The 22,934-nt window shown below is 55.2% G+C and carries 23 protein-coding genes; 15 read left to right on the forward strand and 8 right to left on the reverse strand.

Annotated elements, in window-relative coordinates:
* Position 1 precedes the first annotated feature (1 nt).
* On the forward strand, positions 2-1,297 hold the full coding sequence (locus tag H2508_RS00710; RefSeq protein WP_182168503.1) for a porin: 1,296 nt from the start codon (positions 2-4) through the stop codon (positions 1,295-1,297).
* 5 nt (positions 1,298-1,302) lie between these two features.
* A complete protein-coding gene (locus H2508_RS00715; RefSeq protein ID WP_182168504.1) occupies positions 1,303-2,409 on the forward strand; it encodes an ABC transporter substrate-binding protein in 1,107 nt (368 codons plus the stop codon).
* Positions 2,410-2,469: 60 nt separating this feature from the next.
* Here H2508_RS00715 and H2508_RS00720 read toward each other — a convergent pair whose 3' ends face one another.
* The 4 genes from H2508_RS00720 to H2508_RS00735 form a co-directional block, all read right to left on the reverse strand.
* Complete coding sequence (locus tag H2508_RS00720; RefSeq protein WP_182168505.1) at positions 2,470-3,267, reverse strand: ParA family protein; 798 nt, start codon at positions 3,265-3,267, stop codon at positions 2,470-2,472.
* Positions 3,268-3,351: 84 nt separating this feature from the next.
* On the reverse strand, positions 3,352-3,576 hold the full coding sequence (locus tag H2508_RS00725; protein WP_182168506.1) for a hypothetical protein: 225 nt from the start codon (positions 3,574-3,576) through the stop codon (positions 3,352-3,354).
* A gap of 16 nt (positions 3,577-3,592) precedes the next feature.
* Positions 3,593-4,228, reverse strand: a complete 636-nt coding sequence (locus tag H2508_RS00730) for an FKBP-type peptidyl-prolyl cis-trans isomerase (protein ID WP_182168507.1) — start codon at positions 4,226-4,228, stop codon at positions 3,593-3,595.
* A gap of 97 nt (positions 4,229-4,325) precedes the next feature.
* Positions 4,326-4,850 carry an NUDIX domain-containing protein gene (locus H2508_RS00735; protein ID WP_182168508.1) on the reverse strand — a complete coding sequence of 175 codons (525 nt, stop codon included), beginning with the start codon at positions 4,848-4,850 and terminating at the stop codon, positions 4,326-4,328.
* 138 nt (positions 4,851-4,988) lie between these two features.
* On the opposite strand from H2508_RS00735, the gene H2508_RS00740 reads away from it, so the two are divergent.
* Positions 4,989-6,290, forward strand: coding sequence for a CinA family nicotinamide mononucleotide deamidase-related protein (locus H2508_RS00740; RefSeq protein ID WP_182168509.1), 1,302 nt, complete (start codon positions 4,989-4,991; stop codon positions 6,288-6,290).
* Between the two features lie 2 nt (positions 6,291-6,292).
* On the opposite strand, the gene H2508_RS00745 is transcribed toward H2508_RS00740, so the two are convergent.
* Positions 6,293-6,751, reverse strand: coding sequence for a lipocalin-like domain-containing protein (locus tag H2508_RS00745; RefSeq protein ID WP_182168510.1), 459 nt, complete (start codon positions 6,749-6,751; stop codon positions 6,293-6,295).
* A 22-nt stretch (positions 6,752-6,773) separates the two neighbouring features.
* Positions 6,774-7,412, reverse strand: coding sequence for a pyridoxamine 5'-phosphate oxidase (gene pdxH, locus H2508_RS00750; protein ID WP_182168511.1), 639 nt, complete (start codon positions 7,410-7,412; stop codon positions 6,774-6,776).
* Positions 7,413-7,512: 100 nt separating this feature from the next.
* Between pdxH and H2508_RS15200 the strand changes: the two genes are divergently transcribed.
* Entirely contained in the window at positions 7,513-8,139 is a 627-nt protein-coding gene (locus tag H2508_RS15200) for a GNAT family N-acetyltransferase (RefSeq protein ID WP_182168512.1), read from the forward strand.
* A 27-nt stretch (positions 8,140-8,166) separates the two neighbouring features.
* Here the strand turns inward: H2508_RS15200 and H2508_RS00760 are convergent, their stop codons facing one another.
* Positions 8,167-8,466: a hypothetical protein gene (locus H2508_RS00760; RefSeq protein WP_182168513.1), complete on the reverse strand. Its 300-nt coding sequence runs from the start codon at positions 8,464-8,466 to the stop codon at positions 8,167-8,169.
* Between the two features lie 97 nt (positions 8,467-8,563).
* Between H2508_RS00760 and ggt the strand changes: the two genes are divergently transcribed.
* Positions 8,564-10,312 (forward strand): gamma-glutamyltransferase, encoded by a 1,749-nt coding sequence (gene ggt, locus H2508_RS00765; RefSeq protein ID WP_328799273.1) that lies wholly within the window; start codon positions 8,564-8,566, stop codon positions 10,310-10,312.
* A gap of 9 nt (positions 10,313-10,321) precedes the next feature.
* On the opposite strand, the gene H2508_RS00770 is transcribed toward ggt, so the two are convergent.
* Positions 10,322-11,113 (reverse strand): thioesterase family protein, encoded by a 792-nt coding sequence (locus H2508_RS00770; RefSeq protein ID WP_182168515.1) that lies wholly within the window; start codon positions 11,111-11,113, stop codon positions 10,322-10,324.
* 167 nt (positions 11,114-11,280) lie between these two features.
* Between H2508_RS00770 and H2508_RS00775 the strand changes: the two genes are divergently transcribed.
* From H2508_RS00775 to H2508_RS00820, 10 genes are read left to right on the forward strand one after another with little or no spacing between them, the layout of a single operon-like run.
* Positions 11,281-12,495, forward strand: a complete 1,215-nt coding sequence (locus H2508_RS00775) for a hypothetical protein (RefSeq protein ID WP_182168516.1) — start codon at positions 11,281-11,283, stop codon at positions 12,493-12,495.
* Positions 12,476-13,513, forward strand: a complete 1,038-nt coding sequence (locus H2508_RS00780; RefSeq protein WP_182168517.1) for a hypothetical protein — start codon at positions 12,476-12,478, stop codon at positions 13,511-13,513. Before H2508_RS00775 ends, H2508_RS00780 begins: the two co-directional genes overlap by 20 nt.
* Positions 13,510-14,736, forward strand: a complete 1,227-nt coding sequence (locus tag H2508_RS00785) for a hypothetical protein (RefSeq protein WP_182168518.1) — start codon at positions 13,510-13,512, stop codon at positions 14,734-14,736. The genes H2508_RS00780 and H2508_RS00785 overlap by 4 nt, the downstream gene beginning before the upstream one ends.
* Positions 14,737-14,795: 59 nt before the next feature.
* Positions 14,796-16,322 (forward strand): tetratricopeptide repeat protein, encoded by a 1,527-nt coding sequence (locus H2508_RS00790; protein WP_182168519.1) that lies wholly within the window; start codon positions 14,796-14,798, stop codon positions 16,320-16,322.
* On the forward strand, positions 16,323-18,401 hold the full coding sequence (locus H2508_RS00795) for a PEGA domain-containing protein (RefSeq protein ID WP_182168520.1): 2,079 nt from the start codon (positions 16,323-16,325) through the stop codon (positions 18,399-18,401). It abuts the gene before it with no gap.
* 4 nt (positions 18,402-18,405) lie between these two features.
* Positions 18,406-18,645: a hypothetical protein gene (locus tag H2508_RS00800; protein ID WP_182168521.1), complete on the forward strand. Its 240-nt coding sequence runs from the start codon at positions 18,406-18,408 to the stop codon at positions 18,643-18,645.
* An 8-nt stretch (positions 18,646-18,653) separates the two neighbouring features.
* The gene (locus H2508_RS00805; RefSeq protein ID WP_182168522.1) at positions 18,654-19,451 is read left to right on the forward strand and encodes a MotA/TolQ/ExbB proton channel family protein; all 798 of its coding nucleotides are present in this window, start codon (positions 18,654-18,656) and stop codon (positions 19,449-19,451) included.
* Positions 19,451-20,758, forward strand: coding sequence for a hypothetical protein (locus tag H2508_RS00810; protein WP_182168523.1), 1,308 nt, complete (start codon positions 19,451-19,453; stop codon positions 20,756-20,758). The genes H2508_RS00805 and H2508_RS00810 overlap by 1 nt, the downstream gene beginning before the upstream one ends.
* Positions 20,759-20,762: 4 nt before the next feature.
* The gene (locus tag H2508_RS00815; RefSeq protein ID WP_182168524.1) at positions 20,763-21,854 is read left to right on the forward strand and encodes a vWA domain-containing protein; all 1,092 of its coding nucleotides are present in this window, start codon (positions 20,763-20,765) and stop codon (positions 21,852-21,854) included.
* A 21-nt stretch (positions 21,855-21,875) separates the two neighbouring features.
* Positions 21,876-22,880 (forward strand): VWA domain-containing protein, encoded by a 1,005-nt coding sequence (locus H2508_RS00820; RefSeq protein ID WP_182168525.1) that lies wholly within the window; start codon positions 21,876-21,878, stop codon positions 22,878-22,880.
* The last annotated feature ends 54 nt before the right edge of the window (positions 22,881-22,934 follow it).

The raw sequence follows: 22,934 nt of genomic DNA on the forward strand, positions 1-22,934 counted from the left end.
TGTGAGCAAAAACAAAGTCTCCCCCCTGCCACTACTTTGCTTAGTGGCACTGTGCAGCAGTGCAGGCGCCGCCGAGCCCTCGGTCAATGCCCTCAAAGAGGAAATTGCGACGCTCAAGGATCGCCTCGAGAAGCTGGAACAGCTGGTTTTGCAGCTCAGCACTGAACCAGCCTACAGCTCTGTGCCGCTACAGGCCGAGCACAGCGCTTTAGAATCAGCGGCGGTGGAGCCAAGCACAGCCGAAACAGAGCCTGCGACCAAACACATCGATATTGGCGGTGCACTGCGTTTTAACTTGGTCTATCGAGACGATGTTGAAGACTCGGTTGGCAAGCGCGGAGAAAGCGGCTTAGATATCTTTCGCCTCAATATTGACGGCGCTATTAACAATATTCTGCTCTCTGCCGAGTATCGCTTTTATTCCTATATGAGCACTCTGCGCTACGGCTGGCTGGGTTATCAATTTGCTGATGACAGTCAAATACAGGTGGGGATTAGCCAGGTGCCTTTTGGCCTATTGCCCTATGCCGCCCACAACTCCTGGTTCGGACTGCCCTACTACCTGGGGCTGAGTGATGACTACGACATGGGGCTTAAATACGAGCGCCAGGATGGCCCCTGGAGCAGCCAGCTAGCCTTTTATAAAAACGAAGAGCTGAATGATTCCAGCAGTGCTAAACGCTACGCCTTTGACCTGGTTCGCAGTGGCGATCAACAAAATGAGGAAATCAACCAAATTAACGCCCGCCTCGCCTACACCTTCGGCCTAGGCAGTAACTGCGAAACCGAAGTCGGTGCATCCTATGAAACGGGCCAAGTTTACAACACAGTGAGCAAGAAGCGCGGCAAGCACCGGGCCGCTGCGCTGCACTTAGACAGCCGCTGCGGACGCTGGAACTTACAGCTACAAGGCACTCGTTATGATTATGATGTAGCAAACCCGCTAGGCGTCGACGATTCTGTGGTGCGCATGGGCGCCTTCGCTGGCACTTATGACATCGCTAGCGACGCTGATATTTGGGTTGCCAACTTGGCCTACAACTTCTCCTCCCCCTGGAAGCACATCGACAGCATTACCTGTTACAACGATTACTCACGGCTCGACAAAGACCTCTCAGGGGCCACGGACTCACAGATCAACACCTTGGGCTGCGCTATCGGCAGCGGCCCCATCTTCACCTACCTCGATTATATTGTGGCCAAAAATATGCCCTATTTCGGCAACGGTTCACTCGGGCACGGTGGCAATGACGATTGGCAAAGTCGTCTCAATATCAATATTGGTTATTACTGGTGAACATCATGAAACCCGCATTGGCTGGCCTAAAACGCTACTGTGTCGCCGCCTTGTGGCTGTCAGCACTACTGGCTCAGCCCGCAACGGCACAGCAGTCACTTAACGTGGTCTCCTGGGATGGTGCCTACGTCAAAAGCCAGATCCTAGGCTTTATCCGCCCCTACGAAGAGGCCACTGGCCACCGTATCAATGTCATTCAATACAGCGGCGGTATCGATACCATCCGCCAGCAAGTGCGCGCTTGGAACGTGAGCTGGGATGTCGTTGACCTAGAGCTGTTTGATGCCATGCGCGCCTGCAAGGAAGGCTTGCTTGAAACTATCGATCACTCGATCTTAACGCCGGCACCCGACGGCACCCCGGCCGCTGAAGACTTTATCGAACTAGGGCAGACTCCTTGCGGCGTAGGCAATGTCGTGGGCTCCACTGTGGTGGGCTATCGCCAGAATAGCTTTAAGCAAAAACCGACTCAATTAGAAGACTTGTTTGATCTAAAGCGTTTTCCAGGTCGCCGCGGTTTGCGCAAATCCCCTAAGGGCAATCTCGAATGGGCGCTGATTAGTGACGGCGTGGCAGTAGATGAGGTCTACCCCCTACTGTCGACGGAAGCCGGCTTAAAACGAGCATTTGCCGTGCTGGACAAAATTAAACCCCATGTTGACTGGTGGGAGACTGGGCAGCAGGCAGTGCATATGCTGGAGTCTGGTCGAGTGGCAATGTCCTCAGTGTACAGTGGCCGCATCGCTGCCGCTGCCGAGCGGGGGCAGCCGCTAGAGATATTATGGGACCATCAAATTTGGTACTACGACGTTTGGGCCATTCCCAAGAATGGCCGCAATACTGAGTTAGCTATGGACTTTGTGCGCCACGCATCAAGCACCGAAAGCCTTGCAGCTCAAGCGCGCTACATACCCTACGGTCCACTGCGTCGCTCCTCTGTGGCCCTTCTCGAGCCGGCCCTGCGCGAACAGCTACCCACCTCGCAGAAACATTTGGCAACTGCTGTGAAGCTCGATGCCAAGTGGTGGTCAGAGCACCTCGACAGCATTGCCCCGCGCTTTAGCCGTTGGCTTGAGCGACCAGTGATGGTACCGAAAAGCTTGCCGCGCTAATGCACTCAGAGTGAGTTGGCAGCCTTAGCGCGTGCGCAACAACGAGCTGGCCGAGCTAGGTCAGCGTTTTGCTGAGCGACGCTTTTCCAGCTCTCGATGCAGTTCGATGTACTGCTGAGTCAGTTTATGACTAGGCGCCAAATCAATCAGGGGGCGATTAAGGTGATGAGATTCTTTCATCTTGACCGAGGTATTTAAGTAAGTAGCGAGAACCGGATAACCCTCTTCTTCTAATTCCGCCACTAACTCACCGGGGAGACGGGCCTGACTGTTGAACTGGTTGATTACAATGCCCTCAACCTCTAAGTCGGGGTTGTGGTCTTCTTGTAACTCAGCAATATTCTCCATCAATGCGTAGAGACTCTGCCGGGCAAAACTGTCGCAGTCGAAAGGCACCAGCACTGCATCAGCGGCAATCAAGGCCGACTTGGAATAAAAGTTAAAGCTGGGCGGCGTATCGATATAAATGCGGTCGTAGAGCTCATCGAGCTTATTCAAGGCATCACGCAGCTTATAAATCTTGTAACGCGACTCGAGCTCTTTTTCCAGCTGTGACAGTACTGGGCTAGATGGCATCAAATAAAGGTTTTCGTAGGGAGTTTCCCACACGAACGAGTCCGGGTTATTGCGCATTTTGCGCGGTCCCACGGTCTGCTTGAACAGGCCAGCAACACCCTGGGCTTCGGCGGGGAATGCCTCGGCATCAATTTCACCGACTAGGTAGTGAGTACTATTACCCTGTACATCCAAGTCCAATACCAGTGTGCGCAAACCTTCACTAGCGCTGATAGCTGCAAGATTACAGGTGATGCTGGTCTTGCCGACACCACCTTTCTGATTGAATACAACACGTCTCATGGGCTAAATGCTCATCATCAGGAGGTCTACTAGGGAGACCAAAGTGTAATCAATGGCGCCGAGCAATGTAAGATGGGCGAGGAATTAAGCGCCCCAAACACGCTGATAAAAAGCCACCATATCGCTTTGCTGGGGAATTCGAGGGTTATTAGCCGGAGACCCCGAGGCGATGGCCTGTTGCGCCAACATCAGCGGATCAGTCACTACAAAGGGCCGCTTGTAGCCCAGCTCTTGCAGGCTAGTTAATAACTCAGCGCTGGCCCCTGCCCCGATTTTAAGGATCCGCGGCAGGGTGATGTTGGCAATCATGCTCGGCGCTTGAGTATTAGCTTTTAATCGCGATCAAGTGCACTTCAAACACCAGCGCGGTGTTTGGTGGGATCGCTCCCGGAGCGCCCTGCTCACCATAGGCCAGCTGCGGCGGACAGGCGATGCGCCACTTATCCCCCACTGACATCATCTGCAGCGCCTCGGTCCAGCCGGCAATCACTTGATTTACGCCAAACTCCGCCGGCTGACCGCGTTCCACAGAGCTATCGAACACAGAGCCATCAGCAAAGGTGCCGTGATAATGCACCACAACCACATCCTCTGGGCCGGGGCTGCTATCGCCGCCGCTCGCTTCCAAGACTTCATACTGCAGGCCGCTCGCTGTAGTAGACACTTCATCGCGCGCCGCGTTGGCTTGCATAAACTGTTCGGACAGTGCAGCTCGCTTATTAGCCAGCTCTGCGGCAGCGGCTTTTTGTCGCTCTTGGATCACCTGAAAGCTGGGATTAATTTCTTCGTTAGTGAGCAGAGCCTGCTGATGCAAAAACTGATGCTGAATACCGGCTAGCACAGCCTCGAGTTCCATGCCCTCGAAATGATTACGGCGTAATTGATCGCCAAACTGCAGGCCAAAGCCATAGCTGACCTTTTGCTCATCGCTGCTCAGGTCGACCTCGGGGAGTAAAGACATAAGAGTGTTCCATTATCTTGGGGCTAAAAGAGGCTGAACTTTACCATATTGCCGCCCACAAAATGGCCCACCTGGGGCAATTTTTGATCGCAGATGCTCACTCGGGCGCGACTGCCCAACGCTGATAGCCCTTCGCTGTCATTTGCGAGTGCCAAACCCGAAACTCGCCAGTTGCCAAGTCGCGATAAGCCTGTTCGATGACATCATTCACCTCGGGGTAGGCTACTTCGTCCCAGGGGCAGTCCTGCAGTGAGAAAAAGCGGCACTCCAGAGCTTCGTTACCCGGCGCCACAAAATCGCTATCGACGCTGGCACGGAAAGCCACATAGACCTGATTGATGAAGGTAATACTGCCCACCATATACAGCTCTAGGGCAGAAGCTGGCAGCTCAATGCCAGTTTCTTCTCGCAATTCCCGGGCGGCACCTTCGGCAAGTGTTTCGTCATTTTCCAAGAAGCCGCCTGGGATGGCCCAACAGCCTGCTTTAGGCTCTAAGCCGCGGCGCATCCACAGTAGTTTTTCTCCGCGAGCAATGAAGCAGGTCACTACGACCATCGGAAAGTCTACGCGGCGCTCATTGCAGCGCGAACAAAACAGCTGCAAACGCTGATGGGCGGGCATCTGCCGCTGCTCGAGCCTACTGCCACAATCCGGACAAAATCGCATATTCAATTCAGCTCAACCCCCACCTTTGGTAAGTCACAACTAGGCATTGTAAGTTATGCTAGCAGACTGAGGACTTCCAGTAACAGGACTGTTATGACTGACCAGCAATTTAGGGTACAGCTGCTACTGACCGGCAGCGAACTAATGAGCGGCGATACGCTCGACTCCAACTCTGCACTAATCGCCCAGCGCCTATTGGAACTGGGAATCTCCGTAGAGCGTAAAGTCGCGCTGGGAGACCAACAAGCGCTGTTGGTCAAAGAGCTCAGCGCCATGGCCCAAGACGCCGACTTAGTCATTGTCAACGGCGGCCTTGGCCCCACTGTCGACGACTTAACAGCACAGGTCCTGGCCGAAGTAGCCGGTGTTGCTATTGAAGAGCACCCCGAAGCGATGAAGCACCTGCACCGCTGGTGTGCACAGCGCAATATCGAACTAAACCAAGCCAATTACCAGCAAGCTCTACTACCTGCGGGCTGCAGCCTAATCGATAACCCGATCGGCAGCGCAGTGGGATTCGAGCTCAGCGTGAATGGCTGTCGAATCATCTGCACCCCCGGGGTACCAAGCGAGCTGACTGGCATGCTAGACGACATTGTTGCCAGCCTTAGAAAGCAATTGCTGCGGCCCTGCGAAAAGCAAATACTGCGCCTGCAAACTTTCGGTTTGGGCGAATCTACGGCTCAGCAGATGATTGCCGACACCTACCCCGACTGGCCGGCAGAAGTAGAGCTGGGCTTTCGCGCAGGTGCACCCCAAATGGAAATAAAGCTTAGCATCGAGCACTCCTCCGATCAGGCCACTTTGGCGCGTTGCCGTGAACAGCTTGAGCAGCTTTTTGGCGACCACATAATTGGCGAAGGGGACGCCTTACTAGCGAGCACTGTACTGCAGCTACTGCGTGAACGGGGCCAAACCCTCTGTACCGCCGAGTCCTGCACCGGCGGCCTAATTGCCAGTATGTTGACTCGTATTCCGGGCTCATCAGATGCCTTCCACGCAGGCTTTGTCACCTATGACAATCATATTAAGAGCGCGGTGCTAGGGGTCAATGAGCAGGACCTCGAAGAGCAGGGCGCAGTCAGTGAAACCGTGGTGCGGCAAATGGCTCTCGGTGCTATGCAGCGCTCTGCTGCCGATTATGCGATTGCCGTGTCAGGTATCGCAGGTCCCGGCGGCGGTAGCAAAGATAAGCCGGTCGGCACCGTATGGCTCGCCTGGGGCTCCCAGTCTAAGCTGCAAGCGCTGCAGCTTTACTGGCCGGTAGAGCGCGGCCTGTTTCAGACCATGCTGGCCGCTGCGGGTCTGGATATGATCCGCCGGCAATTGCTCGGCATCAGCACAGAGCCCCGCTACTTTAGCCAGCGCCAAGCACCGCGAGCTAGTGCTAGATAAGCTTAGTCGGCGCTATCAAGCTCGAGAGCTTCTGCTCGGTGCCACACCAAAACGTGAAAACGGGTGACACCGGCCACCTCATCTTTGCCACTGAGCACTAGCGTTTGTCCGTCTAGCTCGGCGTGACGCAATTGCTCAGTACCGGGGAAGTTCGGGTTAAGACTCTGCGTAACATAGTGGATGACATCGCCGCCACTGAGTTTATAGCGACCGGCATAGTGAAAATAGGAGCTAAAGGCCTCAGCTTTAGGACCGTCGTCCACCCTGCGTGGACTTTGCTCGGCAGGGAAACGGGGCCGTTCGGCATGGCAAATCGAAGCGCTCATCCAGCCTTCGGCGCTATACAGCAAGAGCCCCTGGGGATCCTCACCAAAAGGATTGCTCAGTTCATCACGATCCGAGTAGGCAATAGTCCAAGATTCCAAATGCCAAGTGCCGATTAGGTCTTTAACTTCTATCATGACAGTGTCTGTGCTCCCTATTTTATGGCTGCAGCTGTTCGATGGACCAACTGTCGTCTGACTGTCGAGTGTAACGGTAACGATCGTGTAAGCGATGCGCACCACCCTGCCAAAACTCTACTCGCTCGGGGCGCACCACATAGCCACCCCAAAAATCTGGCATCGGAATATCAGCCCCAGCAAACTGACCGCGGAATGACTCCACCTTCGCTTCTAGCTCAGCGCGGCCGGATAGGGGCTGACTCTGATGTGAAGCCCAGGCCACTAGCTGGCTATCTCGAGGCCGACTGTGGAAATAAGGAGCTGATTCAGCTGCTGTCATTTTTTGCGCAGGACCTGCGACAATCACTTGACGGTCTAAGGCATTCCAGGGAAACAGCAGAGAAACCCGTGACTCAAAGCCAATCTGATGAGCCTTAGCGCTGGCAAAGTTGGTGTAAAAAACAAAACCTGCCGAAGACAGCCCTTTCAACAGAACAATGCGCTGCCAGGGAGCGCCACTGTCATCTACCGTGGCAAGCACCATTGCCGTCGGGTCCTCAATCTGACTTTCGAGGGCCTGTTCCATCCACTGCTCAAACTGCCGTACTGGGCAGTCATTGAGCATCTCACGGCTTAAGCCTCCGGCTAAGTATTCGCGCCTAAAATCCTCGTATCGCACAATTGCTCCTGCTAAAGTTGAACCGCTGGGCCCGACTAGCCCCGCCGATTGACTATCATGTTAGAGTCAGCCCTGATTCAGGTAAAGCAAAGGAGTGCTCGTGGCACAGCAGCCCGAGGAACAATACACTGCGCCGCTTATTCGCAGTGCCGAAATTGATGATCTCGACACCTTGGTCGACACATTAAGTGATGCCTTCGCTCACGATCCGGTGTTCAATTGGCTTTTCCCAGACACCGAACTCTACGCGGAGCTATTTCGTCTGATTCTGTCGAGCAACAGCCTGCCTAAGGGCATGGTACACCTAGAACAAAACGGCCGCGGAGCCGCAGTTTGGCTGCCACCGGACTGCCCCTTCGACTTAGCTCTGAGTTTTGACCTGCTGGCACTGGTCGCTCGCTGCCTGTGGCGGATGGGCCCGGGCACTATCAAGCGCCTGCGGCAGCAGTCGTCTCTCTTTGACCAGCAAAAGCCAAGTCAAGCCCACTTCCATTTGCAATTTATTGGCTGTCGCCAGCGCGACCAAGGGCAAGGCATTGGCGCAAAACTCCTCCAGCAGGGCACTCGAACTTGTGACGCCCTGCAAAGCCCCGCTTACTTAGAGTGCTCAAGTGAACTCAACCTACCGCTCTATGAGCGGCACGGCTTTGTCATCCGCGATGAAACGAAGTTACCCAAGGGCGGACCCCGAGTCTGGTTTATGTGGCGCGAGGCACAAAATAACTGAGTGGGCGGACCACAGTAACGAGCGCACTCAGTCGGCAGTACTGGGGTAGACTAGGGCCCGCTGGGCGACCGCAGGAATTTGTGGAAAGGGATAGAAATCGGCCCAGTCTTCGCCAAAATCCTGCTCTAAAGCCCGCTCATTGACCTGCCGATAAACCACCGCCATTGCTTGCTGTAAACGCTCTTCACAGCCCGGCTCAAGCAGTGCTGCCGCCTCCATGAGCCCCTCGATCCGCAAGCGCTGTGCTGGCGGCGCGTCCAAACCCTGCTGTAAGTGCTGGAATAGCCGCAGCCAACGCCGCTCCAGTTCTGCTAGCAGAATAACCATAATTGACCTCTCTTATCGGGGAAGCACTGCCACAACAATTATGCGACCTGCGCCAAAAGGGTTAAAGTTAGACTTAAATTCACACAAGGACTCTGACGTGACTCGCCTGCAACGACTGACGCTAACCCTGCTTACTTGCTTCCTGACTGTATTTAGCCATTACAGCTTGGCACAGCCAGCGGCAGATGCCCAAACGCCCATTATCGATTTCCGCAACCGCTTCCTCCCCGTTGTTGGCCAGCACGGAATGGTCGTTGGCCCGGAAACGCTAGCCACTGAGGTGGGCAAGTCGATCTTGCAACGCGGCGGCAACGCCGTTGACGCTGCCGTAGCAACGGGCTTCGCCCTGGCCGTCACCTACCCCCGGGCCGGCAATTTGGGCGGCGGTGGCTTTATGTTGATTCATCTAGCCGATGAGAATCGCCAAACCTTAATTGACTACCGCGAAACCGCTCCTGCGGCAGCCGAGCACGACCTGTTTCTAGATGAAGCTGGGGATATCGACCGTATGCGTCTGTATTTCAGCCATCAATCAGCCGGCGTTCCCGGCACCGTGGCTGGCCTGCTTGACGCGCTGGAAAAATACGGCACGATGTCGCGCCAAGAGGTTTTGGCGCCGGCAATTGCACTGGCAGAAAAAGGCTTAGAGGTATCCTTTGCGCTGAGCTTTGAAATCGACTCCCGGGCCGATCGTCTGCGGCAAAACCCCGAGGCTAAACGGCTATTTTTCAAAGCTGATGGCAGCCCATACCAAGTCGGCGAACTCTGGCAGCAACAAGATCTCGCCTGGACGCTCAAGCAAATCGCCGCCAAAGGTAAAGCTGGTTTTTACGAGGGGCCTGTCGCGCAGCGTATCGTGGCCGATATGGAAGCTAACGAAGGCCTGATCACCGCCGCCGACCTGCGCGCCTACCAAACGGTAGAGCGCAAACCGCTGCGGGGTAGTTTCCATGACTACGAGGTGATATCTACCCCACCACCGTCTTCCGGTGGCATCCACATTATACAAATGCTGAATATCCTCGAAGGACTGCCCCTGAAAGAGGCGGGGCACAACAGCGCCGCTTACCTGCACTACTTGGCCGAAAGCATGAAGTTGGCCTACGCAGATCGCAGCCACTTCCTTGGCGACAGTGATTTTGTCACTGTGCCTGTATCAGACTTGACCGACAAAGCTTACGCAGAGCGCCTGCGGGCCACAATAAACACCGAGCGCGCCACCCCCTCTGCAGAAATCGCGCCGGGCGCCAAGATGCTGCCAGAAAGCTCAGACACCACCCACTACAGCGTGGCTGATGCGGCCGGTAACGTGGTCACCAACACTTACACCCTCAATTTTAGCTTCGGCTCCCATATCGCCGTGCCGGGCACCGGCATGTTACTGAATAACGAAATGGCCGACTTTGCCGCAGCCCCAGGCACCGCCAATGCCTACGGTTTAGTAGAGGGCGAAGCCAACCGCATCGAGGGCGCTAAGCGGCCGCTGTCATCGATGAGCCCCACCCTAGTGATGCGCGATGGCAAGCCCTGGCTCGCCACTGGTAGCCCAGGTGGCAGCGTTATCATTACCACCGTACTGCAAACCCTACTCAACGCGATGATCTTTGATATGAACATTGCCGCCGCTGCAGCAGGTGCCAGAGTGCACCATCAATGGCTACCCGACGTCTTACTCTTAGAGCAGGGCATTAGCCAAGACACCGTGCGTCTACTTGAAGGCCTGGGCCATAAAATAGAGTTCGGCAACCGCAGCTTAGGTCGCACCCAGTCGATCATGCTCGACAATGGCTACCTCTATGGCGCTACCGATACACGCCGCCCCGGTGGTCATGTGGCCGCTTATTAAGCGCCGCCCTTAGTCCCGCGGGAGGCGAACTTTGGCGGTCTGACGCGAGATCGCCACGAGCTTGCCCTCGCTGTCCCAGTACTCGCCATCTGCCTCCACCACACCGCGGTCGAGATGGCGCGACAGCAGGCGCACCTGCAGCAGCCCTGGTGCGGGCTTGGCTCGCAGCTGCACAGTCAGCTCAATAGTGGGGACCCAACCCACTAGACCGACAATATCAAATGCCGGCGGTGGGAAAGCATCGGCAAACATCAGCAGGCTGATCAGGTCTGGATCACTGCCATCTTTGTGCCGTATCCAGCCGCCGAACTCCGCTCTCCCGCTGGGTTCACGGCTAGCAAAGACCTCTCCCCCCAAGGCCAAACGCAGGTCAACTCGTTCACGAAACTCGATTTTGCTACTGCCACCAGCCATGCACTCTTCCCAGGGGGCATAGAGCGGCCGCTTTGCCGCACTCCAGCTCGGCCCCTGCAAACGATCGAGATCAGTATAAGCAGCAGTCACTTGCACCTTGAGCTCATCTTGCTGATACATTTTTACACAGGCATGACTAGTACTACCGCCCTCTCGCAGTATTTCAAGCTCACAGTGGATTGGCCCGAGCTGTGTAGGCGCCAGATAAAAGGCATTCACTGCCAAAGGGTCTTTATGCGGCAAGGCCTCGCTAAGCACTCGCCCAGCTATCGACAAAACATAGCCGCCATTGGGTACCGTGCCAATACGCCAGCCAGCGTGCAGCTCACCCTGCCACTGGTTTTCAGCCACTTTGACGACTCTAGTCTCCTGTGCAAACTGTCCCATTTTCACTCCCTATTTTCAGCAGTATCTTGGATCTGCGCAGCGTGTGACTGCAGCGACAAAAAAGGCCATCATAACGCATAGCTCTATCGCTCAAAGTCAGCCATGGCCCAGCAAGCTTTAGAGTGCCTCCATAAACTAAACTGGCAGGAAAGAAACGGAGCCCAGAGATGCCCCTCAGGATCTGGCAACACTGCAGTAGCCTCAGTGCCCACGCGCCGCGTTTGGCGCTAGCCGGCTTACTGCTATACCACTGCGCCTTCAGCCTCGCCCAGACTGAGCCAGCAGACCTGGCGGCGTACCGAGCCTCAATCGTCGCACTGGAGCGCAGCGAAGGCGCTTATAGTTCTAAAATAAGCGAACAGCTCTTAGGGCTGGGCACAGCGCTGCAACAAGCAGATTTACACGCTGAAGCAATTACTGTGCTCAAGCGCGGCGTTCACCTGTCACGCATTAACAACGGTCTGTATTGCCTTGAGCAGATACCGCTCTTAGAGGCCCAAATTCAAAGCCATTTCGCCCTGGGTGAGTACGCCGCGGTTAATGAGCGGCAGGCCTATCTCTATCGAGTGCAAACAAAAGTACTGCCCGAAGGGTTGCAGCGCGCCGAAGCGCTAATGCAGCAAGCGAACTGGCAACATCAAGCCTACCAGCTAGGCCTAGACAATCAGGACACTATGCGCCTGATTAATATCTGGGAGTTACAGCGCCTAGCTTTACATAATGTGATAGCGCAAGAAGGTGAGCACTCGCCCAAAGTGCTAGCGCCTCTATATGGCATGCTGCGCGCGCAATACTTGATCTTTGGCCATCAAAGTCCCAAAAGCAGCTTTGACTTAGAGCGCGATAGTGTTGAACAGCAGCGACAGAATCGCTTTAATCACTTTCGTTCGCAGAGTTATAAACAAGGTTTATCCGTCATTTATGCCATCGCCGATATTGAGCTGAGCAGCGCAAAACAGAAGCCACTGGCCGCGGCCCAGAACAATATCCGCCTCGGCGATTGGCTGCTATGGCACGGCAAAGAAAGCCAAGCCATGGAGGCCTACCAACAGGCCTTTACGGAACTTGCTAGGATGGACGATGCCCAACTACAAGCAGAGCGCTTGTTAGGTCAGCCAGCGGCCTTGCCCACTCTGGCTGGTGTTGGCAAGCTGCCGCCAGTGGTTGACCCTGCGCAGGCCAATGCCGTGTTACAGTTCGATATCACTGATAGAGGCAAAGTAGTTGAGCTACAAAGGCTCGATGACAACGACAACAATAAAGGGCAAGTGAAGCGACTGATGCGTCAGTTGCGTAAAACCCGTTTCCGGCCCCGTTTTGAAGCCGGCGTACCCGTGACAAGCAATGATGTGGTTTGGGCTTATGACAGTAAAACTTGGTAGAGCAAACAACAAAACTTGCAGCGCTATCGCCCTCTCTAAGCTGATCGCGACCGGCTGTACTGTGCTCGCGCTCAGCGGTTGTCCCAGCGCCAGCAATCCGAGCGTGCCCCAGCCCCCGGCCACACCGACCAGTAGCAGTTCATCGAGCCCTAGTAGCTCGTCTAGCAGCAGCTCTGCATCGAGCTCCGAGGCTCAGGGCTCAAGCTCATCACAGAGCAGCCCTCAATCACCGGGCAGCAGCTCAAGCCCCGCAGCCAGCTCGCCCTCTTCCGCCTCTAGCTCTGAGTCCAATAGTGCCCCCGCTGGGGACGCCGGTGCCAGCCAAGCGGGCACAGAGCCCAATCTTGGCGATTTCGGCAGTGGCTCCGCACTGCCGGATCTGCGGGATGAAAACGCTCAAGAAGGTAGTGTGGCAGGAAGTGACAGCGACCAAGCAGGCCAGCCAGGCGGGCCTGCAGGCAGCGAAAATAATGACCAACAGGGCAGTCAGCGCCAAGCTTCGCCTGCTAGTGGCGCTGCTGCAACTAGCCCCGGCTCCAGTGCTTTCCCGGGTGGCCCAGCAGCGGTCACTGGCGGCAGCAGCCAAGGGCCGCTGACTCAGGCAGAGCGAGTCGCGCTATTAGATGCCCGCTTAGAACGCGGCACCAGTGAGTTCGACAGCATGATCGCACAAGAGCAGGCAGCGCTGCGCCAAGCGCGACGGGAGCAGCAGAGCAACCAAGAACAGGCCTCAGGCAATAGTGCTGCAAATACAGGCAACGGCGACGCTGGCAGCCCCTATGGCGACAGCATGAGCCAAGCTGGAAGCAGCCCCAACGCAGAGCAAGGCAGTGTCGCTCGCGGCAATGGAAGTCCAGCAAGCGCGGCCAAATTTCCTCCCCCAGCAGACATCCCCAGTGGCGATAACGATGACGTCGTTGCTCGACAGTTGCGCGAGGCCGCCATGCGCGAGCCCGACCCTGCTGTACGAGAAAAGCTCTGGGATGAATACCGCAAGTATAAGGGCATCAAACAGTGATCCCATTAGCTCAATTACTACGCAGCCTTAGCGTCATTGTCCTAGCATTCGGCCTGAGTGCCTGTGTTAGTCAAAGCCACAAAACAACAGCCGTGCCACCTTTGGCCACTGCTTCCGGCGAGGTATCTGAAAGCTTGTTATTGGACGTTGGCATCGCCATTTTTGACCCGGGTCTTAGCCACCACAATGGGCAGGCACAGGTTTACCCAGAAGTGCGCAAAGCCGAGGCCAATTACATGCCCCGCCTGCTCGCCGAAGTGATGCAAAATAGCGGCGCCTGGGGGGCAGTCAGAGTGGTGCCCAATGCTGCACAAATTACTGACCTGCGAGTAGCAGGCAAGATTCTTCACTCCGATGGAGAAGAGCTTAAACTGCATATTACCGCCACCGACTCACGCAACAGACAGTGGCTCGACCGGCAATACACCGGCCACGCCAGTCGCTACGCCTACAACAGCGTCACCCGCACACAATACGACCCATTCCAAGCGGTCTATCACAATATTGCCAATGACCTGCTCAAGGTGATGGAAGCGCAAAATAGCCGCGACCGAGAGCGCATCCGAATCGTGACTGAACTGCGTTTTGCGCAACAGTTCTCAGCGGATGCCTTCCAGGGCTATTTGCGCCAAGACAGCAAAGGGGTCTACAAAGTCCTGCGCTTACCCGCACACAACGACCCCATGCTAGAGCGCATCCAGCAGATTCGTGAACGAGACCACGTCTTCGTCGATACCATGCAAGAGTACTACGGCAACTTCAGTGACAAAATGTATGGCCCATATCAGGAGTGGCGCAAGCTCGGCTACCAAGAAGCCGTGGCTCTGCAAGAACTCAAGCGCGAGAGCATGCAGCGCATGATCGCCGGTGGCCTCGCCGTGGTAGCCGGAATTGCAGCAGCCGGTAGCAACGATCGCGTCAGCCGCACAGCAGGCAACGTCGCCATTATCAGTGGCGGCTACCTATTCCAGAGTGGACTAGAAAAGCGCAATGAATCGCAGATACACGCCGAAGCCCTAGAAGAGTTAGGCATGTCACTAGAAGCTGAAGTGGCTCCCCAAGTGGTCGAGCTAGAAAATCGCAGCATCACACTCAGCGGCAACGTCGAAGACCAGTACGCTCAGTGGCGTGAATTACTGGGCGATATTTATCGTGAAGAAATTGGCGAGCTCGCATTGCCGGACGAAAGTGCCAATAATGGCTCTGTCATGCGCAATAACTAAGGCATCAGCGCAAACAATAAAGAAGCACTTTCCCTGAACATCAAGGCCACTGCAACGGAATGTCTGAACACCGCGATCAACTCACACCGACGCCCTTTGAACCGGCTGCGCAACAGCCGGCAAGTGCCCCTGCGCCAAACACAGCGGAGCAGAGCCGACGCTGGCTGATACCTGCCCTGCTAGCTCTGCTATTGCTGGCGGCCTCGCTTATATTTATTCTGCCGCAGCTTGGCAAAGAGGCCACCACTGAGCCTAGCAATAGCACCCCCAGCCCAGAGCAAGTAGCTGCCACTCAAAACAGCTCTAGGCCTAACACTGCAGAGCCCCCCGCGGCGACACCCTGGTCAGACGCCCAGCAAGCACGCTGGCGCAAAGAAGCTCAAGAGGTGCTAGCGCAGCTCCTAGAGCTGCAGGAAGAGCTGCAACAACGCGCTGTTGAACAGTGGGCAGCTGAGCCGTATTCAGCTGTCCTGAGTGATGCGGCAAAAGCTGATGAGCTGTACAAACAGCGGGAGTTTGTTGCCGCGCGCGACAGCTATCAGGCAGCTCTAGTCCAGCTTCAGAGTATTCAAGCAGGCATCCCCCAAACTGTCAGCGAGCAGCTGGCGCTAGCTGAGCAAGCCATTGAAGCAGGGCAGGTTGAACTGCTCCGTAGCGCTCTAGAGAAAATATCGCTACTGGCTCCCGATCACGAGGCCCTCCCCGCGCTTCGCGAGCGCGCGGCACAGCTACCGGACTTGCTGGCAAAACTGGAGCAAGCCAGCGCCGCCGAAGCGGAGCATAAACTCGACGCAGCGGTGAGTGCCCTCCAGGCTGCAGTGAAGTTGGATCCAGAGCACAAACGCGCAGCCGGCGAGCTAGCGCGAGTAACAGAAGCGTATAACAACTTGCGCTTCAATCAAGCCATGAGTGAAGGCTATGCCGCCCTAGATGACAAGCGCTTTAATCAAGCTAGGCAGTCCTTTCAGCAAGCTCGCACACTGCGCCCCGATGACCTCGCAGCAAGCCGCGCCCTACAGGAATTACACAGCGCCGAGAGTGCCCACCAACTAATTAGCCTGAAAAGCAAGGGCGCCCGCCAAGAGCAGCAGGAACAGTGGCAGCAAGCGGTACAAACCTACCAACAGGCCCTCAAACTCGATCCAAGTGTTATCTACGCCCAAGAAGGGCTGCAGAGAGCGCAACCGCGAGCGCAGCTCGAGCAACAGCTGCAAGATCTGATCAACAAACCCCAGCGACTCTCTGACCCCGCAGTCGCTAAAGCCAGTGCGCAATTACTGGCCAAAAGTCGCCGGATCGCTGCACCGGGCCCGGTATTACAACAGCAGATAAAGCAACTGGAGCAAGTACTAGAAAAGGCCAATACAACTGTCAGCGTCACCCTGCGTTCAGACCAACAGACCTCGGTAACAATCTATAAAGTTGCCCGCTTGGGCCAATTTAGCGAGCGTCAAATTGACTTGCGCCCCGGCAACTACACGGCCGTAGGCAGCCGCGATGGCTATCGTGATGTACGTCGAGACTTCAGCATCAGCAGCGAGGGATCAGCAGAGCCGATCGTGATTGTCTGCACGGAGGCCATCTGAGTGTCATCACCCCTTGAGTCCGACAAAAACCCCATCACCCCGGCCGCTTTCGAGCCATTGGCAGATAGCGCAGGAAAAGCAAGGCAAGGACCCAAAAAGCAACCCCTGCGCTGGGTTTTCGGCCTTTGTGCCCTCTTGTTTCTATTGCTCATGGCCTTCTTACTGAGCGCACGCTCCCTGCAGATTACGGTGGAAGCTACAACAGCAGCTGAGCTAGAAATCAATGCTTTCTATCTGCCCTTTGGCAAGAAGCGTCTACTTATTCGGCCCGGCGATTATGAGCTGCGGGTTAGCGCCGAGGGCTATCAGCCCCTTAAAACCATGCTTAAGGTCACTGATCAAGACAGCCAATCCCTGAGGCTAGAGCTGCAGCCACTGCCCGGGCGACTCACTCTTAACAGCAGGCCCGAGGGCGCCGAAGTCTATATTGATGGTGAGCTCATCGCTAACTCGCCGCTGCATGATCAGCCAATTACAGCGGGTCAACATGAGCTGCTAGTAAAGGCCCCGCGCTATCAAAGCTGGCAGCAAACACTTGCAGTAGAAGGGCGCAACCAATCGCAAGCACTGCAGATTGACTTACTGCCGGCCTGGGCCATGGTAAAAGTTAACTCTCTGCCCGAAGGGGCAAGCATAAAGGTCAATGGCGAGCCCATCGCCAATACCCCGGCCGAGCTTGAGCTGCTGCAAGGCAGGCAGCGCTTAGAACTAGAGCTCCCAGGCTTTAGCACTTACCAACAAACACTTGAGATCACTGCTGGCGAAGCGCAAGAGCTCGGTACTATTGAGCTTGAGGCCGCCGCTGGCCTACTGGTTTTAAGCAGTACTCCGACTGGTGCTAACGTAACTCTGGATGGCGATTTCCAAGGCCAAACACCTATCACCCTAGAGTTAAAGCCACAGCAAGCTCAGCGTCTAAGTCTATCGCGCCCCGGCTATCGGCGGCACAGTGAAACAATCACTATGGCCGCTGGTGAGCAAAGTGAGCGCCAGGTTAGCCTGCAGCCACAGCTAGGCGAAGTTGCTCTGCAGATCAGTCCCGCAGCAGCACAGATCAGTATTAACGGCAAAGTCATTGGCCGTGGTAATCAGAACTTGTCACTACCGACTTACGAGCACAGTGTGGAAGTCAGTCTTGAGGGCTATGCCACAGTGCGCAAGCGAATCACCCCCCGCAGCGGTATTAAGCAGCGCCTCAATGTCAGCTTACAAACCCAGCAGGAAGCCAAGGTCGCGGCTCTGCGTCCGGAAATCACCACATCGCTGGGACAAACTCTGAAACTGTTTGTGCCCGCCCATTCGCCCTTGAGTGAGTTTACGATGGGCGCATCGCGACGTGACCCCGGTAGACGAGCCAATGAAGTCCTGCACTCGGTGCGCCTCAAGAGGATGTTTTACATACAGAGCACCGAAGTCACCAACGGCCAATTTCGGCAGTTTCTCGCCAGCCACAATTCAGGCCAAGTCGATAACAACAGCCTTAACCGAGACCAGCAGCCGGTGGTAGAAGTCAGCTGGCAGCAGGCCGCACAATTTTGTAATTGGCTGAGCAAGCGCGAGGGTTTGCCGCTGTTCTATCGAGAGCGCGAAGGTATGGTGGTCGGCTTCAACCCCAAGGCCACTGGCTACCGCCTACCGAGTGAGGCCGAATGGGCCTGGGCAGCGCGAGTAGAGGGTGAAACACTCAAGACTTTCACATGGGGTGAGGACTTCCCCCCGAGCAAGGCGGTGGAAAATTATGCCGACAGCACAGCAGCTTATGTCACCGGCCGAGTCATCCAAGGCTATACCGATGGCTACGTCGTGTCTGCGCCAGTCGCCTCTTTTCCGGCCAATCACAATGGACTATATGATCTAGGTGGCAATGTTTCTGAATGGGTGCATGATGTGTATAGCATTCCCTCCGCCAACAGCGCTACAAGCACCGACCCACTAGGCTCTCAAAGTGGCGAGAACTATGTAATCCGAGGCGCCAACTGGTCGCTGAGCAAACTGTCGGAGCTGCGCCTCTCCTACCGAGATTATGGGCAAGCCGCGCGCGATGACGTAGGATTCAGAATTGCCCGATATGCAGAGTAAAGCGATGAAAGCCCAAATTTTATTACTATCCGCTGTACTGTTACTGGCGCTACCCAAGGCTTGGGCGCAAACGCCAGAAGAGGAAAGCAGCGAAACCGAAGGCCCTAGCACAGAGAGCTCTGTCAGCGCTCAAAAGAAGGACCCAGCAAATCAATCTAGTGGCTCGCAAAGCTCCCCCTTTAACTACGAAGCCACGGAGAAAATTTCTGAAGATCACTCCGTGTCTTTCCCCGTCGACATATAGGACAGCCTATGAAAACCAAAATGTCCTCCGAGTTCGTATTCCAACTCTTTGCTCTACTGATTACAGTCATCGTAATACACGCCATTTATGTCGGCGCCATACGCCCCGCGGCGGACCAACAAATCCGTCAGGAGATGGCCCTTCAGGCCTCTGGAGAAGATTTCGTTCCCAAGCGCAGTTTTGCTGTGGTGATACGCGACTTCGAACAGGAAGCCTGCTTTATCTTGTTGTTCTGGGCATTGGCCATCATGGGCTACAAAGGCCGTCAAGCTCTACAGGAGCAACAGCTGCTGCAGCGTTCCTTACTGGCAATCCCCGAAGGCACCAGCCTGCTTCCCGAAGATGCTCGGGAGTACAGCCGCTCTTTAGAAGCCCTGCCCGAAAAAGAACAAGACTACTTGCTGCCCCGCACCTTACTGTCTGCTCTGCAGCGCTTTGCCACTACAGGCAGCATTCAGGCCGTCTCGGAAACCGTGAAAGAACAGTGTGAAGTGGAGTCTGACCGACTGGACTCTGAGCTCTCTATGGTGCGCTATATCGCCTGGGCGATTCCCTCCATCGGCTTTATTGGCACGGTGCGAGGTATCGGCGATGCTCTCAGCCAAGCCTATAAGGCTGTGGAGGGTGATATTTCAGGCGTCACCGTCAGCCTCGGTGTAGCTTTCAACAGTACTTTTGTCGCGCTAGTGCTGAGCATTATCATTATGTTCTGCCTGCACCAGCTGCAACTTTCTCAGGAACGCTTAGTACTGGATTGCCAGCGCTATGCTGACAAACAGCTGCTGCGTCATTTGGTGAACCATTAATGAGTACCGCTCTTCTCGATATCAATGACAGCAATCTACAGCTGTGGCGAGGCGATACACATTTGCAGAGCCCCGGCTATGCTTTGCTCGACGGGCGCAACTATCAATTTGGACATAGCGCACGCGCCGCTGCGCGTTTGCGCCCCAGAGAAGTCACCACCCGATACTGGTGGCAACTGAGCACCCAGCCCCTGCAACCGGCGCTAGGCCCTGCGCGCCACAGCGCAGACCTAGTGCATGCTCACCTGTTGCAACTCCACCGCGAAGCGGGACAGCCAGAGTCCTTGATACTGACTGTTCCGGACAGTATGGAGCGCGAGCAACTGGCCCTACTACTGGGGATTATTGAAACCTGCCCCTTTGACGCCGTCGGCTTAGTCAATCGCAGCGTAGCTCTGGCACAACACCTACCATCCGGTGACCCGGTATTCCACTTAGAGTTTCAGCTGCACCAAGCCCTGCTCACTGAGTTGCAAGAGGAGAATGGTCAGCGCCGACTACTGCGCAGTCAACCCCTAGCAGGCTGCGGTGTATTACAGCTGCAGGAGCGTTTAATAGAATTAATTGCCACTGCCTTTATTCGTCAGACTCGCTTCGACCCTCGGCGCAAAGCAGACACAGAGCAGCAACTCTACAACGCGCTACCCACAGCTCTTGCCGATCTGCAGCGCAGTGGCGAAAGCAATATCGAGATCAATGGTTATAGTGCAAGGCTTAATGCCGCGGCCTTACAAGAGGCTAGCCAAAGTTTATTCACTGGCATCAGAGATATTGTCGGCTCAGGGGGCTACCGCTTAATTGCCGACCCCCTAGCGGGCTTGCTACCGGGCATTCACAGCGCCCTGCCAAGCCTTGCTGTATTAGCGAGCAACCAACTAGCAAAAGCTCGCCCCTTACTTGAAAACGAATTGCCCAAGGGGGATGCTGCACTGGCACTGCTTAAAGCGTTACCTTATTCAAGCACAGCCACGCAGAGCTCAGCGCTAGAGCCAAGTGCAGCACAAGTAGCTATTGTAGAACCTGAAACTGAGGCTCCTAGGCAGACGGCCCCGCCCCGTTCTAAAGGCCCCAGCCATTTACTACAGGGTTATAATGCCCGGCCCTTAAGGGCTGAGGGAACCCCGCTTAGTGGCGGCTGGGAACTCTACCTCGATCAACAGCAATGGCTGCTGCGCGGCCCCAATGACTCTGCTGCCACAGTGAATGGCCAAGTCTATAGCACGGGCCGCGGTATCCACTGTGGCGACACCCTAGCAATTGCCGGCGTTGTGGCTGGCGTTCTGATCGAAGTCGAAGACACCGAGTAAAACTATGGGCCGGAAGAAACGCGGCTTTACCACTTTCAACCTTAGCTTTCTGGACATCATGTCCTGCGGCTTCGGTGCTGTGGTCTTAGTATTCTTGATTATCGACCACTCCATAGAAGTGCAAACTCGTGAGCTAAACCGCGACCTTTTATCGGAAATAGAGCTGCTAGAAGAAGACATCAAGGATGGTGAAGCGGGCTTAGTACGCCTGCGCAACACGCTCTCAGAGGTCGACTTGCGCATGGTCGAAGCACAGGGGCGCGCCAGCCGAATTAGCGAAGAAATTGAGCAGTACGAGGCACAAATAGCTGCGCTTAAGGCAGATGGCTTTAGCGAGCGCGACTCTATCGAGCAGCTCAAAGCTGATATTCAAGAGCTGGAGGCTAAAGTCAAAGAGTTGCGTAAAACCAAGCAACAGGACAGCGGCCAAAGTGCCCGCAGCTTTCTCGGCGATGGCAACCGCCAGTACTTAACGGGGCTCAATCTCGGCGGTAAAAATATTTTAATACTGGTCGATGTCTCAGCCAGCATGCTGGCGGATCGCTTAGTCAACATTATTCGACTGCGCAATATGGACCCTGCGGTTCAGCGCCGAGCGGAGAAGTGGGGCCGAACCCTTAATACTGTTGACTGGCTGACCTCACAGCTGCCGATCAATAGCCACTACCAAGTGTTGAGCTTTAACACCGAGGCTAAAGTGGTGCTACCAGGGACCGAAGGACAGTGGCTAGAAGTGTCTAATCGAGCGCAGCTAGAACAACTGTCTAGAACGCTGCATCAACTCAGCCCTAGCGGTGGCACCAGCCTCGAAAATGCTTTTGCCGCAATAGCCCAGCTAAGCCCAAGGCCAGATAACATTATTCTCATCACCGATGGTTTACCCACCCAGGGCAAAACGAGACCGAGAGGCAATACCGTCTCAGGGGCGGAGCGCTTGAAGCTATACCGCCGCGCAGTGACGCTACTCCCTCGCAATGTGCCGGTGAGCGTTATACTGGCCCCAATGGAAGGCGACCCCATGGCAGCATCAGAGCTGTGGAAGTTGGCCATCAGTACTAAAGGGGCCTTCATCAGCCCCTCTCGTGACTGGCCGTAATCGCTGTGCTGAGTAACTAACATGGCAAAAAAACGCGCACGGGCGCCACAAGAGTTCTCGCTGTCCTTTTTGGATGTGATTTGCTGCGGTTTCGGCGCGGTGATTCTGCTGCTGATGATCACTAAAACCGTGCAGCCACAAATTATCGAAGCCTCCGCAATCAAGTTAGACGGCAGGGTCGCAGAGCTGCAGGAACAGTTGTTTGAAATCCGCGGTGAAACCCGCATTCTCAACCGCGACCTCAATGCCAAGCAGGAACAGCTATCGGAGCACGAAGAGCGCATCGCTATTTTACGTGGTCAACTAGCCAGCGCCCGTTCGCGCCTCGACAGTACGCAGGTACAAGACAGTAGCAACACCATCATCAGTGAACAGCTAGCTGATGCCAGACAGTCTCTCAGCGCCGAGATGGAGCGATTACTAGGTAGCCAGCACCAATCCAAAAACAATCTTATTGGCGGTATTCCTGTCGATAGTGAATACATTATTTTTGTTATTGATACATCTGGCTCGATGTTTCACTTTGCCTGGAACCGTGTGTTGAAGGAGCTCGAGGCCACCTTAAACATTTACCCTCAAGTAAAGGGCATTCAGATCCTCAATGACATGGGCAGCTATATGTTCAGTCGCTATCGTGGCCAGTGGATTCCAGACACCCCCGGCCGGCGCCGGGTGATCTTACAAAATCTACGCAACTGGAACGTATTTAGTAACTCCAGCCCAGTGGAAGGTATCACTCAAGCTATTCGGACCTTCTATGACCCCAATAAAAAAATCAGCATCTACGTATTTGGCGATGACTTCAGCGGTGGCTCCATTGCTGAAGTAATAGATACCGTGGATCGCCTCAATGCAGCTGATGCACAAGGAAAACATCGGGTGCGTATTCACGCCGTGGGTTTTCCTGTGCTATTTATTAAACAACCCAACGCTCAGTCGACCGCGATTAAATTCGCTACACTGATGCGAGAGTTAAGCTATCGCAATGGAGGCACCTTTGTGGGGCTCAACGATATTAATCCCTAGACCAGCAGCCAGAGCCGCTTACTGGCGCCGCAGCGCCTACCTGTTACTTGCGGC

It is taken from the genome of Sediminihaliea albiluteola (assembly GCF_014077625.1).
GTDB lineage: Bacteria > Pseudomonadota > Gammaproteobacteria > Pseudomonadales > Halieaceae > Sediminihaliea > Sediminihaliea albiluteola.